This window comes from Njordella aestuarii, assembly GCF_056494165.1.
Genome location: NZ_CM151397.1, coordinates 2,211,259 through 2,228,523 on the forward strand (window position 1 = coordinate 2,211,259; position 17,265 = coordinate 2,228,523).

Consider the following 17,265-nt stretch of genomic DNA (forward strand, 5'->3'; position numbering starts at 1 on the left):
TATTGTAGACTTCTCATTCCTTTACATGGAGAACACAATGACCGAACCGCAAACTCGCCGCCCGCCTGTAACCACGGACTCCGTTTTGGATCACCGTCAGCCACCCCGGCGATTCGGCGGCATCATCGGACAGTTAGGCCCAGGACTAATTATTGCGGCCGCAATTGTCGGCAGCGGCGAGCTAATCGCAACGACGCTAACAGGTGCGCAAGCGGGAATCGTGCTGTTGTGGCTGATCATCTTGGGATGCGTCATCAAAGTCTTTGTGCAGATCGAAATTGGCCGCGCGACGATTATTTCGGGCAAGCAAACATTGTCCGCCTTAAATACGATTCCGGGACCACGCGTCAAAGGCCGAGGGAATTGGTTGGTGTGGTACTGGTTTGCAATGTGGTTCTGCAGCATCTCGCAACTGGGAGGCATCGTCGGCGGATGTGGGCAAGCACTGGCGATTGTCTATCCCCTAACGGCTCAGGGCGAACTGTTTGTTGAGACCAATCGGCAACGCATTGAAGCTCAGCTAGCGGCTGTTATTCCAGAGGTCGCGGCCGAGGAAGCGGTCGACGTGGAACCATCGGCGGACCAGCAGCAGGAATTGGAGACGGCTGCGGCGGCTGAAGCAGCGAGCGTCCCGACTGGCAGTATCGATGACCGGTTATGGTGCATTCCGATTGCTATCTTCACATCGATCTTGCTTTTGCGCGGAAGGTACGGAGTCATCCAATCGGTCTCGACGGTCTTGGTTGCAATTTTCACAGCGGTGACATTATGGAACGTTGTGCGCATCCAACAGTTGCCGAACTGGCAAGTTACCGGAGCTCAGTTCTTGGAGGGCTTATCATTCCGTTTGCCCGGAGCGGACAACGCTACTAGGGCGATTGCAGTCGCACTATCAACAATCGGAATCATTGGCGTTGGAGCGGCAGAGCTGATTCAGTACCCGTATTGGTGCCTCGAAAAAGGGTACGCGCGTTGGACGGGACGCAATGACGGAAGCCCGGAATGGACCGCGCGGGCAAAGGGCTGGCTGAAAGTCATGCAATTTGACGCATGGTGTTCAATGGTCATTTACACGTTTGCCACGATTGCGTTCTTTATCTTGGGAGTGGCAATTTTGCATCGAGCAGGCCTTGTTCCGGAAAAGTCGATGATGTTGCAAACTTTGATGACGATGTACACTCCGGTGTTTGGCGCGATGGGAACGCCGATCTTTATTGTTGGAGCGATCGTCGTACTTTATTCAACGTTCTTTGTGGCAAACGCCAGCCACGCTCGTACATTCACCGACGGCATGTGTGTTGTTGGAGCGCTGGACGATACTCCGCAAGATCGAGCGCGTTGGGTGAGAATTCTAAGTGCTCTCTTCCCAATGCTTTGTTTGGTAATCTACTGGTGCCTGCCAGAGCCTGCTTTGTTGGTCATGATCAGCGGAGCGGCCCAGACGCTCATGTTGCCGATGTTGGGGTTTGCGGCCTTGGTGTTCCGCTATCGAGATACTCCGAAAGATTTGCGACCTAGCGTTTTATGGGACGTCTTTCTGTGGACCAGCGTCGTAGTGATGAGCATCATGGCCACATGGTCGATATACGCATTCGCACAGAATCTGCTTTCAAGCTAAGAATTCAAACGTGTTGAATGTTGAATCGTTTGGTTCGTCTTAACTTTAGCGGTACGGCGCAAGCCGTCCGGTTTTTCGTAGGTGCGGTTGAAGTATAATCGCAAGGAAATGCACCGGAGGGCTTGCGCCCTGCCGCTTACGTTTTGATGTTTAAGCGTACTTGCTTTGGCCGGTGCCTGGTGTGACTTTGCCGATGACGCTGACTTTGTAGCCCTCTTTGGCGATCATGCCCAAAATACTCTCGGCGTAGTACTCGCTGACGCTGAGCACCAGACCAAGGCCCATATTGAATACATGTTCCATTTCGTCGGCCGGAATATCTCCCAGTTTCGCCAGCCAAGGGAAAACAGGCGGGACCGACCAGCTGCCACGATCGAAAACCATGTCGACATGTGGAGGTAAAATTCGCTGCGTGTTTTCCAAGAGGCCGCCGCCGGTGATGTGAGCAATTCCGTGGACGACGTTCTTGACCCGGTAGTGCTGCAGGACCCGTCGCAGGACTTTAGCGTAGATGTGTGTTGGCGTGAGGAGCGTGTCTCCGACTGTCGCGCCGAGTTCTGGGATGTGCGTATCGACGGCCAAGCCCGCTTTTTCAAAGACGACTTTGCGAACCAACGAGTAACCGTTGCTGTGCAGCCCTGAGGATCCAACGCCGATAAGTACATCGCCCGGCGAGATTGCTTTTCCGGTAACTAGATCTTTCTTGTCGACAACGCCGACGCAAAAGCCCGCGACGTCATATTCTTCGCCAGCGTAAATGTCGGGCATAATCGCCGTCTCGCCGCCCAACAGCGAACAGTCCGCTTGTACACAACCATCCGAAATGCCACTGACAACTTGCTCCAGCAGCGGTGGATTGTCCTTGGACATGGCGATATAGTCCAAAAAGAACAGCGGTTCGGCGCCAGTGCACAAGCAATCGTTGACGCACATTGCGACCAAGTCGATGCCGATCGTGTCGTGGCGGCCACACAGCGTTGCTACTTTAAGTTTCGTTCCGACGCCGTCTGTGCCGGAAACCAGGATTGGCTCGGCATAGTTTCTTGCAAACAGGCTGCTGGCAAAATCGAGTGCGTAGAGGCCTGCAAAGCCGCCATCGTTGCGGATTACGCGTGGGCTGAACGTACGGTGCATCAACCGGGGGAGGCGTCGCATTCCGTCTTCGTAGAGCTCTAAATCGACGCCGCTGTCTTTGTAAGTTGTCATCGCTGGAAAATCTGGGTTAAGTAAACCTAAACAACGCACGCAGCTTTGGCGGCGAGTTGGCTGGCTGATTATGACAACGATCTTAGTTTTGCGTCAGATGGGAAGCAGATTTCGCGCGTTATGAAGAGATTGGCACAAACTTTTCTGTTGTTAGTCCTTTGACGGTCGAGCTTTGGCGGCTACCATGCTGAAGAGCTTTGCGAGCGTTTCGAGGTCGGGCAGGACCGTACGAAGTTTGTGGTCGTCCGACGGCGTCACATTTTGCCGAGCTATTACATTTTTCCTACGTATTCTGTTAGACCTCGGCGGATGGTTTTTCGGTCCCAAACTACCGGTTTCATTCCAGTTTCCTAGGAAGGGGAGTGCTATGGTTGGCTTGTCCAAGTCGAACAGCTCGACCAACAAACAACCTCGCTCTCGAAAAGGAAGCAGACCGGCCATGCTTATGCGGCAACCGCTCCCTGAATTACAATTTACGTATACATTGCCCTATGGCGCTACGGTAAACGATCGTGGCGTTCAATTCTCGATTTTTTCGCGGTCGGCAACCGCGATGCGAATTCTGCTTTACGACAACGTCGACGATCGCGAACCCAGCGAAGTCGTCGAACTTGATCGCAACGTCGACCGTTGGGGAGACGTTTGGAGTGTTTTCATTCCAGGTCTCAAGGCAGGACAGCTTTATCACTTACAAGCCAACGGACCGTTTGATCCCGAAATCGGGCAATGGTTCGACGGCAGTGCTCGGCTGGTCGATCCGTATGCTAAAGCGTTGGCCGGCGTCTTCCAAAAGTCGACCGATGGCCTGATTCGACCTCCAAAATGCGTGGTCATCGATGATCATTTTGATTGGGAAGGGGACCGGCACGTGCGTCGGCCGCTCTCTGAGTCGATCATCTATGAAATGCACGTTCGCGGTTTTACGCAGAGCAAAACGGCTAAGGTGAAATGTCCCGGCTCGTACTTGGGAATTATTGAAAAGATCCCTTACCTAAAAAGTCTGGGAATTACCGCTGTGGAATTGATGCCGGTGCATGAGTTTCCGACGAACGATGTTCACGGCAACCAACAAGAGCGATCAAACTACTGGGGATACGACCCGTTAGCATTTTTTGCTCCACACCGTGGTTATGCTCATGACAAGACGCCTGGTGCCCAGGTGCGTGAGTTCAAGGAGATGGTTAAGGCCTTGCATCAAGCTGGCATTGAAGTCATCTTGGACGTTGTTTTCAATCATACATGCGAAGGCAACGAGCGTGGTCCAGTCCTGTCGTTCAAGGGCCTTGAAAACCAGGTCTACTATATTCTGAGCGGCGGCGGTGCTTACTACAGCAACTATTCCGGTTGCGGTAACACGTTCAATGGTAATCATCCAATCTGTCGCGAACTGATTTTTCATTGTTTGCGACACTGGGTGCACAACTATCACGTTGACGGGTTCCGTTTCGACCTTGCAAGTATTTTGTCCCGAGATCGCTACGGCAATTTGATGCCAGATCCGCCGATGGTCGAGATGATTGCCGAAGACCCGATGCTGGCCGATACAAAGATTATCGCGGAAGCTTGGGATGCGGCTGGAGCGTATCAAGTTGGTTCGTTCGGCGATCTGCGATGGGCAGAATGGAACGGTCGCTACCGAGACGATATCCGACGCTACTGGCGTGGTGACGGCGGTTTGACCGGAGCACTGGCTACAAGGCTAAGCGGTTCCAGTGATTTGTACGAACATGCTGGCCGAGCACCTTTCTGCAGTATCAATTTTATCACTTCGCACGATGGTTTCACGATGAACGATCTCGTATCGTATCGTGATAAGCATAACGAAGCGAATGGTGAGGGAAATCGTGACGGCGACAACAATAACAGCAGCGACAACTACGGTGTCGAGGGCCCGACGCGCCGCAAGGCGATTGATGAATTGCGGCTGCGTCAGATCAAGAACCTGATGTCGACGTTGTTGCTGAGCCAAGGGGTGCCGATGATTGTGATGGGTGACGAAGTCCGTCGCACTCAGAAAGGCAACAACAATGCTTACTGCCAGGATAACGAAATCTCGTGGCTGAATTGGAACACGGTAGAAGCGAATCAGGATTTGTTCCGATTCGTGCAAGCTTTGATTAGTTTCCGCCGAAGCCAGCCATCGCTGCTGCGTGATCAGTTTTTGACCGGCCGTGCGACCGACCACCGTGGCGTGCCCGACGTCAGCTGGTACGAATCGACGGGGCAGGGGATCAATTGGGAATCGCCGGACGGAACGTTGGTGTGCTGGTTGGCAAAACCTAGTCCTGCAGCGGATCCAGATGGGTTCGGACGCGATATCTTGATGTTGTTCAATGGGACGCCCGAGTCGCGAACGTTTGTTATGCCCGAAGCAGTCCGCGGCTTGCGTTGGCGGCTGTTCATGGACACGCAACGTCCGAGTCCCGAGGATGTATACCCGGCGTTCGACGGCCCGGATATGCCACCAACGCGGCAAATCGAGATGGCTTACCGTTCATCGGCGATTTACATCGCAGATTAGTGCAAGCGGCAGGGCGCAAGCCCTCCGGTGTATTTCATGCCGCACCGCTGAAGAACCGGACGGCTTGCGCCGTGCCGCTTAGATTGCTTAGGTGAATTCGCCGTGCATGTGCCACGTTTGATCGCGTAAGTCGCGGAAGAGCCACAGCCAAGCTCCGTTTTCTGTTTCGACCCGGTAATAATCACGTCGCTGCGTTGCTCCGCTCCACCAACCTGACTCGATGCGTTCCGGTCCCCAGTGACGCACCACTACCTCCAATCGGCTTGACCAACGAAATCGTACGGGCGGGCCGTCAGGGTAAATCGCGAGTACATCTAGCTGCGCGGGAGGATCTAGCAAGCATAGTGGACGACGCAGCGGATCTTGAATTGACGGCGCAGCCCCTACTGCATCAAATCCTTCTTCGTTCAAGTTATCCGAGTTGCTGTGCGTGTTTTGCTGAGCAGCCGTTTTTTTGGCGGTCTCTGCAACTTGCTTTCCGGTCAGTGGCTGCCATTGCACGGCGAGTTCTGGGAGCGGGTTCGATATGCATTGCGGTTGCACTACAGCGTCACTACCAAGCCGGCTAGCGAGAACGTCAATAAGCTCGGCTGCTTGGTTACGGTGATTCACTTCCGCTTGGTTGAAGAGATCCGTTTGTTGCCAGCGCAGAGCTCCGACGACGGTCGCTTGCATCGATATTGCCGTTACCGTTAGCGACACACGGACTTGATCGAATTGCCCCAGGAGCAACCGTTGGATGTGCTTAGCCTCTGCGGTCGGTCGGTATAAGCCCAGTTGCATCAAATGAATATTGGGTTTGTTAGTTTTTTCGTTGACGATACTTAAGCGGCATAACAAACGTAACGCGCCTTGTCCATGATGCTTCAGTCGATCGCAAAGCTGTTGGCAGGTCCTGCGAATCAGTTCTTCGATCGTATCCCGTCGTTGAGTCGGTAGCTCCAGCCGCAGTTCGACATAAAATTCCGGGCCTGCATGGTAGCACGCAATGGCCTCTTGGTCTTCAGCGCAGGCGCTGTCCAATCGTTGCAGGAGCGGTTTGCCAAAGCGAGTTGCCAAGCCTGCGCGTGGCAGCTTTCGTAACGCCCCAATGGTCCGGATGCCTAGGCGTCGCAATGACTTGTAGGTATTTTCGTCGATGCGTAATGCGGCCAAATCGATGGGACTGAGTTGCTCGAGCAGATTGCATTTATCCCAAACGCTGGTTAGGTAGTTTTGTTCTGGCCATTGTGCGTCAATTTCAGCGGCGTCGACTTTAGGTTCGTTTGCTTGTTTTTCGTTGGTTTGTTGAGTGAGCGTTTGCTTGTTATGTTGCTGCATGACAGCAAGAATCTGGTTGCGACGCGCGTAATTGGCGGCGGCCCAGGCTGCGCCGACGCTGGGTGCAATGGCCACACTGGAGATGTAGCACTTTTGCAATAACCAGTCATAAATGGCATGCGTCATATTCGCCGGGCCATCAAAGAAGTGAGTTAAATTCGTGACGTCGGCAAAAATCGCCTGCGGTTCATTCAAGTGTCGCCCGACCCAGGGACGTTTGTCCATAAGCTCGAGGCCGACTAATGGGCTAAACTGCCCAGCTGCGTCTGTTAGTTCGTGGATCGCTGCCAAATCTTCTTCAGGAGAATAGTCCCAGACTGACAATTCCGGCAACATTGCGGTCGCTTCACTGAGCGACATGCCGGGGCGAATGCCACTTTGACGAGCGACTACATCAGCGGCGGCGATACGTAAGCCGCGCTTGGGGTCATGCGTTTGTAATGCAAATGGGCCTGCGTTAAGCTCAACCGACTCGGACTGCGGGTTGTGGTTGCGTTTGCGTTTGTCTGCCGCGATGCGCTGGCATGGCCAATTCGGAAGCCAAATGCAGAGCACTTGTCGATCCATAGTGTTCCTCATGATGTTCAGCAGGCAAGAAGGATCTGCGTTCGGCGTACATGGTGCCGTGCTGGCCTTCCAAAGCTACCAAGAACCCTGCCGTTCCAGCAGCGATCTCCGAAGCCAAATTGGATTTGCCTCGCCCAAATCGCATTCGCTTTAACTGCAAATGCAACCAACGGTAATTGTCGCTGTAGGCGGGAACGCTTGGAGGGCGTTTATTGGTCAGGTTGAGCGTTGCAGCTAGCTCGGTAGCAGCGGTTTTGTTAGGCTGCCTTCCCGAATAACGAGATTGGTTGGTATGAGCAGCAGGTAACGATTTGACTTGCCAAGTTATTTCAGCCCAACTGGGTTCGGCTTGCATGTGCCTGGCGTTTCGTAACAACAGGCCTAGCGTCTGGCCCTGTTCGGCGGCGAGTTGTAAGCGGCGGGCGTTAATGTCGTCGATTCGGTCCTGCCACGCGATGACGGCGGCAATCGACGGGCAACGCAACGACTGGTCAAAGCTCCACATCGCGTCCGCTTTGTTGTTAGGACGCAGGACGATAAGTCGCTCTAGGGCAACTCCGAGTGATTTTGCGGCGAGGGGATAGAATTGGCGTTTGGAATCGATGATAACCGCATGCTTGGTTTGGCCCATGGCTGATTTAGCAGCCATGAGAGCCAACGACAGGGCTCCGTCGCCCGGCCCATCACTGATCCATTCGACAATGCTGCCGGCTTGCAGCCCGCCATTTGGTAACGCTGTGTCAATCGTTTGGCACCCCGTCGAGATGGGGACCGCAGAACGGGCGAAGCTGGATGTCTCAATAGCCCGTACTGCTTGAGCCAACCGAGCGATTGGGCGCTCGGCGGGGCTGGTTGGTGACATCGCCCGGGCTCGTAGCGGGCTAGTCTTATTGCTCGGCCAAGCCGCTTGGCTGGCTAAGCTTCCTGTCGTTGTTTGTTTTGCCGCTGTGTACATATGCATCCCCCCCTTGAAATGCTAGCTAAGCAGCTAGTGGTTGTCCATTGCTTTGCTGTACAGAGGTGGAAGACCTCACGATAAGCAAAGGTTTAGACTTCAAGAGTGACACGAGTGGTCACAGCATTAGAAAAAAAGCCAGGGCAGTTTACCCCGGCTTTTTAGTTAGTTCACGGTGCGAAAAGCTTTGCAATCAAGCAACCATAACGCGACTTCAAGTTAATTGTTGCTCAACGGGCTCTCTGTCGAAGGGTTAACAAAATTCTTGTCATTGTTTTCCGAGGCAACCGAGGCAGCGACACCGCCAGCTGCAGCCAAGCCAAGCACAGGGCCGAGACCGCCTAAACCGCCGGCAATTCCGCCACCAGCCGCACCAGCACCACCCCCAGCCAAACCACCACCGGCACCGCCAGCAAAACCACCACCGGCACCGCCAGCAAAACCACCGCCTGGGAATCCTCCAACCGGACCAATTGGCATACCCAAAACCGGATCGCCAGCGATAGGTAGTGGAGGCAACATTGCATAATCTTGCTCAACGGTGTTAGCCACCGGCAGCATCAAATTTGGAGGAACCAATGTAACCACCATTTCAGGAGCCGTCTGGGCAGCTACAAAAACTACATTCGAAGCGCTTCGTTGTGCTAGCTTGCTGGACGCGGCAACAACCTCAAATGAGTAAGCAGCGTAACCCGAAGGACCGGAAGCGATCATGCCATAACGGCCTGGATTCAAGCCAGTAAAAGAGAATCGACCATCTGCTGAATTGGAGGTCGTCTGAGCAACTGGGGTCGAATCCGAAAGCAAAGTGATATTCGCATATCGCATATCATCGGAGATACCGGTTTCAGGAATCACAATTCGGCCCTTCAAGCCCCCGTCCGACGACAGCATAACTCGGTAAACATCGTTTGAATCGGAATCCAAATGCTCAGTGCCGAAAGTGCTGCCACGAGTCGAAGTCAAATAATCCGAGTAGCCTGCAAGGTTCTTTAGTACTTCTTGCTGGCCAGCCTTAATCACAGGCACCGGAACGACATCCACGGTTACATTCTTAGCAGCCGCAGTTGCTTCACTAAGAACCATTACCGGAACAACCGCATGGGCTCCAGGGGCAGCAACCACCACCGCGTGAAAGGCGTCAGGCTGCACGTTTTCGAACACTGCGTTGCCCGATACGTCGGTCATCGCTTGCGTGCTAAAGCCGTTCATGCCAACAAGCCGGACAGGGATGCTCCCGGCTCCCGAATGTTGAAGAGCAATTCGTAGGCTGCCATTGGACAACCGAGCCGCAAACTCATGCGGTACCAGGGAGGTTGTTTGTGCAATGGGGGCCGGAGATTGCGTTGACAGCAATTCTGCGTCAGCAGCAAAGGCCACTTGACCCATAAACATCGCCAAACACAGCGAAATTCCATGCCGATACTTCATAATTCCAGACCTCTAACGCGACGCAAATTCTTAAGATGTGATCCAGGTTCAGCAACTGCGCAACCAATCGTTGTATTTACCCGTAACAGGTCATTTTAACGTCGTCAATTGCTCGGAATAGGCAAGGTGAAACAAAAAGGCCGAATTTGTGGAAAATACTTCTCAAATTATACGTTTGGACCTGTCGTGCAAAAGACAAGCGGGCTATGGGGAAGGCGAACCCGCCCCTCAGCTAGGAATTTCTGAGTTGAAATTGTCGGAACTAACTCGGAAGACTCGTGATCACTGCCTAACAGGACTTGTCACAGGTGGGTTAACGAAGCTGATTCCGTCATCGTCAGAAGCGATTGCAGCAGCAACTCCCCCAACTGCCGCAAGTCCAAGAATCGGCCCTAAATTACCAAGCCCCCCGCCCAAGCCACCAAGCCCGCCTCCGCCAAGCCCGCCACCTCCCATTCCACCACCTCCGTAACCGCCGCCGGCAAAACCACCTCCACCAAAACCGCCCATCGGAGCCGCACCTTCCATGGGAAATCCAGCCTCAACAGGCAGCCCCCCGCATGGCGAACCGCAGACGGGCAAAGTTTCAACGACTGGTTCACAAACTACTTCTGTCGGAATGGATGTACAATCTTGCTCAATAACCTCACAAACTGCGGGCATCAAATTTGGCGGTGTCAAAGGGCAAACCATTTCACATCCAACATCAGATGCTACGTACTTCAAGTCCGATACCTTGGCTGCCTTAAGACTCCCGGACGATGCCAAAAGCTCAATTGAGTAAGCCGCGTAGCCTGCTGGCCCAGAGGCAATCATCCCGTAGCGGCCTGGACTAAGATCCTTGAGCGAGAAAGAGCCATCAGCATCATTGGATGTTGTCTGAGCAATCACAGTCGCGGAATCGGAGAGCAACGTAATATTCGCAAAACGTTGTTCTGTGGTCATGCCTGTCTCGGGAATTACGATCCGGCCGTTCAAGTTCCCTTCCGGCGTCAATTGGTAGCTGTAGACTTCCTGTACGCTAGAGTCCAAGCGATCAGCTCCAAAAACCTCCCCACGCGACAACGAAAGATGATCAGTAAAGCCGGCCAGATTCTTAAGTATCTCGTGCTGGCTAGCTCGAACCAATGGGATCGGTACCACATCCACAACTACGTTTTTTGCGGCCGCAGCCTGTTCGCTCAAGACCATTACTGGGATTGCAGCATGGGCATTTTCCGACGCAACCACAACAACATAAAAAGCGTCTTCAGCTACATTTTCAAAAACTGCATTGCCCGCTAGATCGCTAGTGGCCTGCAACTTTATTCCGTCGGCACCGATCAAACGAATCGACCGAACGCCTGCGCCCGAGTTTTGCAATGCGACTCGTAAGTTACCATTTGTAAGTCGAGCAGCAAAATTGTGCGGTACCAGGGCCTCGGATACAGACGTCAGAGTGGCAGCCTCTGTCCCAACGTTCTCGTCTGTTTCGTTTCCGAAAACCGTCGAAGACAGTAATGTAACAAGACAAAGTGAAGCACGGAATTTTAGGCTCATAACAACGGTTCTCCAGGTGTAGTGCATCTCTCGTTGATCGCAATCGAATCTGCCCCAAATGGTGATCGAAAGTTCACGCATTCTACTGTGAACGGTTGTGCATATAAGATGGTGCCAGGCCGCTTAGACACGATTTTCCAACGAATCTTTAGAGCGAATCGCACTTAAGAATCATAGGTTTGCAAAAACGCAAACGGCCGTCAGGATTTGCGGCAAGAACTCTAATTTTTTAGCTTCTCAGGGTCTTCCATCATGGCTGCAATATTGAGTTCTGCGATCTGTGCCGCGGCCTGAGCGGCGCGGGCTTCGGCTTCAATTTTCATCTCAGCCCGCTTCTTCCGAACGGTCTGCAATAGGTGCTTCTTCTTGGCAATCGTTTCGACTTCCTCTTTCAGCCAAACATCGAGCTTTGACTTCAAGGCCCTGTATCTCGCTTGGCTCATCTTGATCAGCGTGCTAACGGCCAAGAACGCGCCCAGAGCCCAGATTGCATTGTGCCAAGTAAACATCGTTCTCACGCTGCCTTGCCAAGAGAGGTCTTGCCGCTGAACAATCCATGTAAGCGATCGAATTCTTCAAGGCTCGTAAAGTGAACGACGATCCGACCGCGACCGCGCGACGTACGTTGTATTTCAACTTTAGTACCCAAGCCCATCTTCATCTGTTGCTCAAGTGCAGCCGCTTGATCGTCCTTGGGCTTCTTTCGGTTTCTAGCCACCGCGGTTGCAAGCCCGGCATCATCTTCGTCTTCGGCACGAACGATCTCACCCACTCGTCGTTCGACCGCGCGGACACTCCAACCCTCAAGAACAACCGTCTTCGCCAACTCGATCTGCGCCGCTTCCGACCCAAGTGCTAGCATTGGTTTAGCGTGCCCCCCAGTCAGCTCGCCTCGCTGTACCATTTCGACTAACGCCTTCGGTAGCTCGAGCAATCGCATTGAGTTTGCTATAGTCGATCGGTCCAGCGACAAACGTTGTGCGAGCTCTTCCTGAGTGCACTGATGCTCGTCAAGATAGCGTCGAAACGACAATGCTTTCTCGATCGCGTTCAAGTCCTTGCGTTGCAAGTTCTCGATGATCGCAAGCTCCGAGACCAAACGATCGTCGGCCTCACGAACCTCGGCGCGGATTGTTGTTAAGCCTGCATGGATCGTCGCTCGCAATCGACGTTCGCCGCTGATTAACTGAAAGCGATCTCCAACCTTCCTTACCAACACCGGTTGGATCTGTTGGTGCGTCTTGATGCTTTCAGCAAGTGAAGCGATCTCTTCTTCGTTGAATTGACGGCGAGGCTGAAACGGGTTCGGGTCGATCTCCTTTACGTCAATTTCGAGCGATCGAATCGGAACGGTAATAACCGCGCTCGAGTTGTCTGCAGATGCCGGTTGGGCTTCGCTGCGTAGTTTGGCGATTGTCTCGGTGCGCGATGTACGCGACGGACTTGCCGTCTCTAGATCGCTGTCGGCTCGTTCTGCTGCGTTTTCAAAATTCTCTTCGCCATCCGCAGGCGTCCCAAGCAAAGCAGCCAATCCACGGCCCAAACGTCGGTCTTTAGTCACGGTTAAGTACCTCCATACAAAGTTCAATATAAGCGCGGGCACCGCGACTGCGAGGAGCATACTGAGTTATGGGCTGACCATAACTCGGCGCTTCGCACAGCGCGACATCGCGTGGGATTACAGTATCAAAAACAATCTCGCCAAAGAACTCACGAACCTCGTTGTCGATCTCGTGTGTAAGCTCTAGCCGAGGGTCGTACATCGTCAGCAAGATGCCGCCGAAAGTAAGCTTGTGAGCTTTGGATTTCATGATGTCGCGAATGACATGGATCATCTGCGAAAGCCCTTCCATCGCGAAATACTCGCAGTGGATTGGCATCAGTACTTCCGTGCTGGCCTTGAGCGCCGCTTTGGTCAATTGCCCAAGCGAAGGCGGACAGTCAATCAGGATCGAGTCGTACCAGCGTGATTCATTCGCTAGGTGCTGAGCAATCTGTGCCGACTCGTTTTCATCCGAATGTGCGAGTCGATCAACGTCGACAAAAGTGCGACTGCCCGGCACTACAAAAAGATTTTCAGTCGCAGTCGATTGCGTGTTAGCTCGCAGCGGCGCGTCGATCAACAACGGATGTTTCGAGACAGGCTCGATACCAAGTCCGCTGGTTGCATTACATTGCGGATCGAGATCGACGACGAGTGTACGTTGGCCAGCTTCAGCCAAGCATGCGGCGAGATTGACGGCAGTGGTTGTCTTACCCACGCCCCCTTTCTGATTCGCAATGCAAAATATCCTCGTCGCAGTTTCCATACACGACAGATACAACATTGCCACGTGACGAGTCAATGTAAGTCTGACGAGATGGTCGGCCTCTTCCGTTGCTGCGATGCGCCGGACTTGTCTTCACGTAGCTGCGTTCGCCTAGAACGCGGTCGAATCTGGGTGTGATCTATTTCGGGTTCGACTTACTTCGAGTTCGTATCCTGAAGAGGGTGCCACTGCTGGCTTGTCCAGCAGTGCTCGTAGCGAAACAGCAAGGCATCCCAATCAGCCGCTTGGCGCAGCCTGCGGGCGCGTCTCGGTTGGTTCAGGCGTTCGCATTCAAACTGGCGATGTACCGCGCCCGCACGCTATCGCGTTGCGGCTGACCTGCCGTAGCTGCGTTCGCCAGAACGCGGGGGAAGTTCGGTTGGTTCTCTTGAGATGGTTCCAGTCCAGGTTCCTGAACAGGGTGCCACTGCTGGCTTGTCCAGCAGTGCTCGTGGCGAAACGGCAAAGCTTTCCAATACGCATCCGGCTTCTAGGCGAAGCCAGCTACGATGCGCTTGACCGGCTTCTGGCGAAGCCAGCTACGATGCGCTTGGATGATGCGCTTGGATGATGCGCTTGGATGATGCGCTTGGATGATCGGCTCTCGCATCCCCGCAATCGCAACTCACAGGCCGCCAAAACCCAAAAAAATCCCAGTGGCACGTGTAACTTTGGATTTTATGAAAGCGGATTTATGACTAATCCACTAACCAGCTTCGGATAAAAGTAAGTACTCTTTGCAGGCATTCGTTCTCCATGCAACGAGATCGCACGAATGTGATCAATCGAAGCTGGCATCACCAATGCCGCGATCGGGTAGTCGAGATTCCCTTCCAGTTTCCCGTGCAATCCGTCAATCACTTCACTGACCTGATGGACATACGTCGGCTTCGGATGGCCTTCAAGTCCCAGCAGCGTATCAAAGACCAGCTTGTGAAGAATCGACACCCCCAACTGCCGCCAATCTTCGCTCTGTTCGCCGGCGATCTCTTCCATTTTTTCCAAAGCTTCAGGTCGAGCCTTAATCAACAACCACTCGTCCGATGCTTTTGAGTAGATCGATATGACCGTCTGGTCGTCTTCGAACGCCATTTGCTCCCAGCACTTCTCAGCCGTCTCCGCACCAGGACCTCGCGATTCAATTTCAAAGCAATCCGAAAGCTTTGCCCGCAAGTCATCCGCCGTCAGTTTTGGCACTCCCGAAAGCAATCGATGAGTCGGCAGCACAACAAGTCCTGGGTCGTTCATTCCAACAAGCATCGTCAAAACGAAGTTCGCAGGGTCTTGACGGTCCAGTTCCCCGTGGGACGCAATCTTTTCATCGCGATAATTACAGGCGGTCTCGTAACGATGGTGCCCGTCGGCGACGAACATCGGGAGATTTTGGATCTTGGCGGATACTTGGTTGTAGACATTCAAGTCGGTAATCGGCCACATCGTATGAGTAACGCCCAAATGATCGACCGCCACCAAGCCTTGCTTGCCGGCCACCGTCGCCTCGATCATGTCTGCGATTTCATTTTCAGGGTCAGGATACAGGCCGAAGATCTGAGAGAGGTTCGCATCGGTCGCTCTCGTCAGTTTCAAGCGATCGTCCTTAGCCTTGGAATGTGTCTGTTCGTGAGGATAGATATTGCCCTCCCCAAAACGTTGGAGTCGAACGCGAGCCATGAAGCCTCGGCGCGATAGGGTATGACCGTCAACATCGAACGTCTGCGTGTAGTAATAGATCGCCGCGTCAGGCTCCGTTTGCAAGACGCCTTCCGTTTTCCAAGTGCGGAAGATGTTCGACGCACGACTGTAAATCGCGTCGGCATCGGCATCACCAGCTTCGGGCCGGTTTAGCTCCAGACGGAGAAAATTGTACGGGCTGAGTCCGTAGAGATGGTTCTGGAGTTCGCTGTCCACGACGTCGTATGGAGGGGCAATCACATCGGAAAGGGATCCGACGCGGGCAAGATCGTAACGGAGTCCGCGGAAAGCTTGGATTTCGGGCATTGTTTTGCTAAGCGAGATATTGAAATTCGATCGCCGGTTAGCAATTTTGCCAACCGAGAAGAGGTGCAAATATACTCGTGCTGGCTCGCTTCGCCTAGAAGTCGGTCAAGCGCATCGTAGCTGGCTTCGCCTAGAAGCCGGGGATGTGATGGGAAGCTTGGCTGTTTCGCCACGAGCACTGCTGGACAAGCCAGCAGTGGCACCCTTTTCAGGGATCTGTTCGTAGTACCGCCTTCAGGCGGACGCACGCGCAAACATGCAAGCGCATCGTAGCTGGCTTCGCCAGAAGCCGGGGATGTGTTGGGAAGGTTTACTTTTACGCCACGAGCACCGCTGGACAAGCCAGCAGTGGCACCCTTTTCAGGGATCGGCCCGAAATCCTTTTCAGAAGACGCACCGAGCTTCTGCCCGCGTTCTAGGCGAACGCAGCTACGGGAAGACCAACGTGGCCTTACGCAAAAACATCACGCTAGTAGCGGTTCGACCAATCCTGATGAATCTGCAAAGCTCGTTTCTGGAATTCCCATCGCATTTAGAATCGTTAGCAATAAATTGGACATTGGATTGTCCTTCGTGCACGCCACATGTTGACCCGAGCGCAAAGCTCCTCCAGCGCGGCCGCCCAACAAAATCGGCAAGTCCCGCGGGTCATGAGCATTGCCGTCTCGAAACCCAGATCCGAACATGATCGCGCTGTTGTCGAGCAAGTTCCCGTCTCCTTCCGGAATCGATCGCAACTTCTCTAGCAAGTATGCGAACTGCGAGACGTGCCATTGGACGATCTTCTCGTATTGAGCGAGCTTCTTTTCTTCATTCGAATGGTGCGAGATCTCATGGTGCGAGCCTTCGACGCCTTCCAAAAACGAAAAGTTGATGTCGCTGACCGAGTTCCCGAACATAAACGTCGACACGCGCGTGATGTCCGCTTCGAAAGCAAGCGCGATCATATCAAGCATCAGCCGCGTGCGTTCGGTATGGTCCTTCGGTGAGTCAGTCGGAGCCGTTCGTGTTGCGAAATCAACGCGCGACTTCCAACTGTCTTCTGACTGTGACTCCATGGTCTCCAGCCGCTGCTCTAACGAGTGTACGGACTCGAGGTATTGCTCCAATCGTTGGCGGTCGTTCTGACCCAACGACTGACGGAGTCGCTGGGCGTCTTCGCTGACCAGATCCAATAACGGTCGATTCGATCGGCCAGAACTCTTGCCGTTTGAGATCATTGTCATTCGATCGAATACGAGCCGCGGATTGATTTCTTTTGCAAGCGGCTGCGTCGGCTGTCGCCACGATACGTGCGCTCCGTAAACTCGCGTGTAGCCGACTACGGCATCGATACCCGAACGCACTTGTTCTGTACCCAACTCAAGTGATGGCAGCGGAGTAAACTTGCCTAGCGTCTGAGCAGCGATCTGGTCCATCGAAATTCCGCCGCTGTTCAAGTCGACACCGGTCGTCTTTTTGATTGTTCGCCCCGTTAGCCAAGCTGCATCCTTGACGTAATGCCCGTCCCCCTGGTTCTCAGTCGCTTGGTGCCATAAACCAGAGACAACAGAAACATCCGATTTGACCTGAGCGATCGGTTCCAATTGCAGAGGCGCCGTCCACTCGAACCCCGTATCGGCCGGAGTCCATCGGTCAGGTCGCACTCCGTTGGGAAAGAACAGGCCAGCGAATCGGACTGGCTGCTTCTCGATGTTCGCTCCCAAAGCTCGGCCGGCCGGACGCATCGCTTCAAGCAGCGGGAGTGCCAACGCGACGCCAGCCCCACGCAAGATCGTTCGTCGATGTAGTCTGTTCATGT

The 17,265-nt window shown here is 53.7% G+C and carries 12 protein-coding genes; 2 read left to right on the forward strand and 10 right to left on the reverse strand.

Annotated elements, in window-relative coordinates:
- The first annotated feature begins 37 nt into the window (after positions 1–37).
- Complete coding sequence (locus SH451x_RS08535) at positions 38–1,618, forward strand: Nramp family divalent metal transporter (RefSeq protein WP_479362027.1); 1,581 nt, start codon at positions 38–40, stop codon at positions 1,616–1,618.
- Positions 1,619–1,768: 150 nt separating this feature from the next.
- On the opposite strand, the gene purM is transcribed toward SH451x_RS08535, so the two are convergent.
- Positions 1,769–2,824 (reverse strand): phosphoribosylformylglycinamidine cyclo-ligase, encoded by a 1,056-nt coding sequence (purM, locus tag SH451x_RS08540; protein WP_479362028.1) that lies wholly within the window; start codon positions 2,822–2,824, stop codon positions 1,769–1,771.
- Positions 2,825–3,263: 439 nt separating this feature from the next.
- On the opposite strand from purM, the gene glgX reads away from it, so the two are divergent.
- On the forward strand, positions 3,264–5,345 hold the full coding sequence (gene glgX / locus SH451x_RS08545; protein ID WP_479362029.1) for a glycogen debranching protein GlgX: 2,082 nt from the start codon (positions 3,264–3,266) through the stop codon (positions 5,343–5,345).
- Between the two features lie 87 nt (positions 5,346–5,432).
- Here glgX and SH451x_RS08550 read toward each other — a convergent pair whose 3' ends face one another.
- The 9 genes from SH451x_RS08550 to SH451x_RS08590 form a co-directional block, all read right to left on the reverse strand.
- Positions 5,433–7,232: a Y-family DNA polymerase gene (locus SH451x_RS08550; RefSeq protein ID WP_479362030.1), complete on the reverse strand. Its 1,800-nt coding sequence runs from the start codon at positions 7,230–7,232 to the stop codon at positions 5,433–5,435.
- Positions 7,129–8,094 (reverse strand): ImuA family protein, encoded by a 966-nt coding sequence (locus SH451x_RS08555; protein WP_479362031.1) that lies wholly within the window; start codon positions 8,092–8,094, stop codon positions 7,129–7,131. Before SH451x_RS08555 ends, SH451x_RS08550 begins: the two co-directional genes overlap by 104 nt.
- Positions 8,095–8,406: 312 nt before the next feature.
- Positions 8,407–9,618: a carboxypeptidase-like regulatory domain-containing protein gene (locus SH451x_RS08560; protein ID WP_479362032.1), complete on the reverse strand. Its 1,212-nt coding sequence runs from the start codon at positions 9,616–9,618 to the stop codon at positions 8,407–8,409.
- A gap of 282 nt (positions 9,619–9,900) precedes the next feature.
- Positions 9,901–11,238 (reverse strand): hypothetical protein, encoded by a 1,338-nt coding sequence (locus tag SH451x_RS08565; protein WP_479362033.1) that lies wholly within the window; start codon positions 11,236–11,238, stop codon positions 9,901–9,903.
- A 140-nt stretch (positions 11,239–11,378) separates the two neighbouring features.
- Positions 11,379–11,666, reverse strand: coding sequence for a hypothetical protein (locus tag SH451x_RS08570; protein WP_479362034.1), 288 nt, complete (start codon positions 11,664–11,666; stop codon positions 11,379–11,381).
- A 5-nt stretch (positions 11,667–11,671) separates the two neighbouring features.
- A complete protein-coding gene (locus tag SH451x_RS08575) occupies positions 11,672–12,718 on the reverse strand; it encodes a ParB/RepB/Spo0J family partition protein (RefSeq protein WP_479362035.1) in 1,047 nt (348 codons plus the stop codon).
- A complete protein-coding gene (locus SH451x_RS08580; protein WP_479362896.1) occupies positions 12,711–13,484 on the reverse strand; it encodes a ParA family protein in 774 nt (257 codons plus the stop codon). The genes SH451x_RS08575 and SH451x_RS08580 overlap by 8 nt, the downstream gene beginning before the upstream one ends.
- A gap of 660 nt (positions 13,485–14,144) precedes the next feature.
- Positions 14,145–15,464, reverse strand: coding sequence for a DUF1015 domain-containing protein (locus SH451x_RS08585; RefSeq protein WP_479362036.1), 1,320 nt, complete (start codon positions 15,462–15,464; stop codon positions 14,145–14,147).
- Positions 15,465–15,928: 464 nt separating this feature from the next.
- The gene (locus SH451x_RS08590) at positions 15,929–17,263 is read right to left on the reverse strand and encodes a DUF1552 domain-containing protein (RefSeq protein ID WP_479362037.1); all 1,335 of its coding nucleotides are present in this window, start codon (positions 17,261–17,263) and stop codon (positions 15,929–15,931) included.
- Positions 17,264–17,265 lie beyond the last annotated feature (2 nt).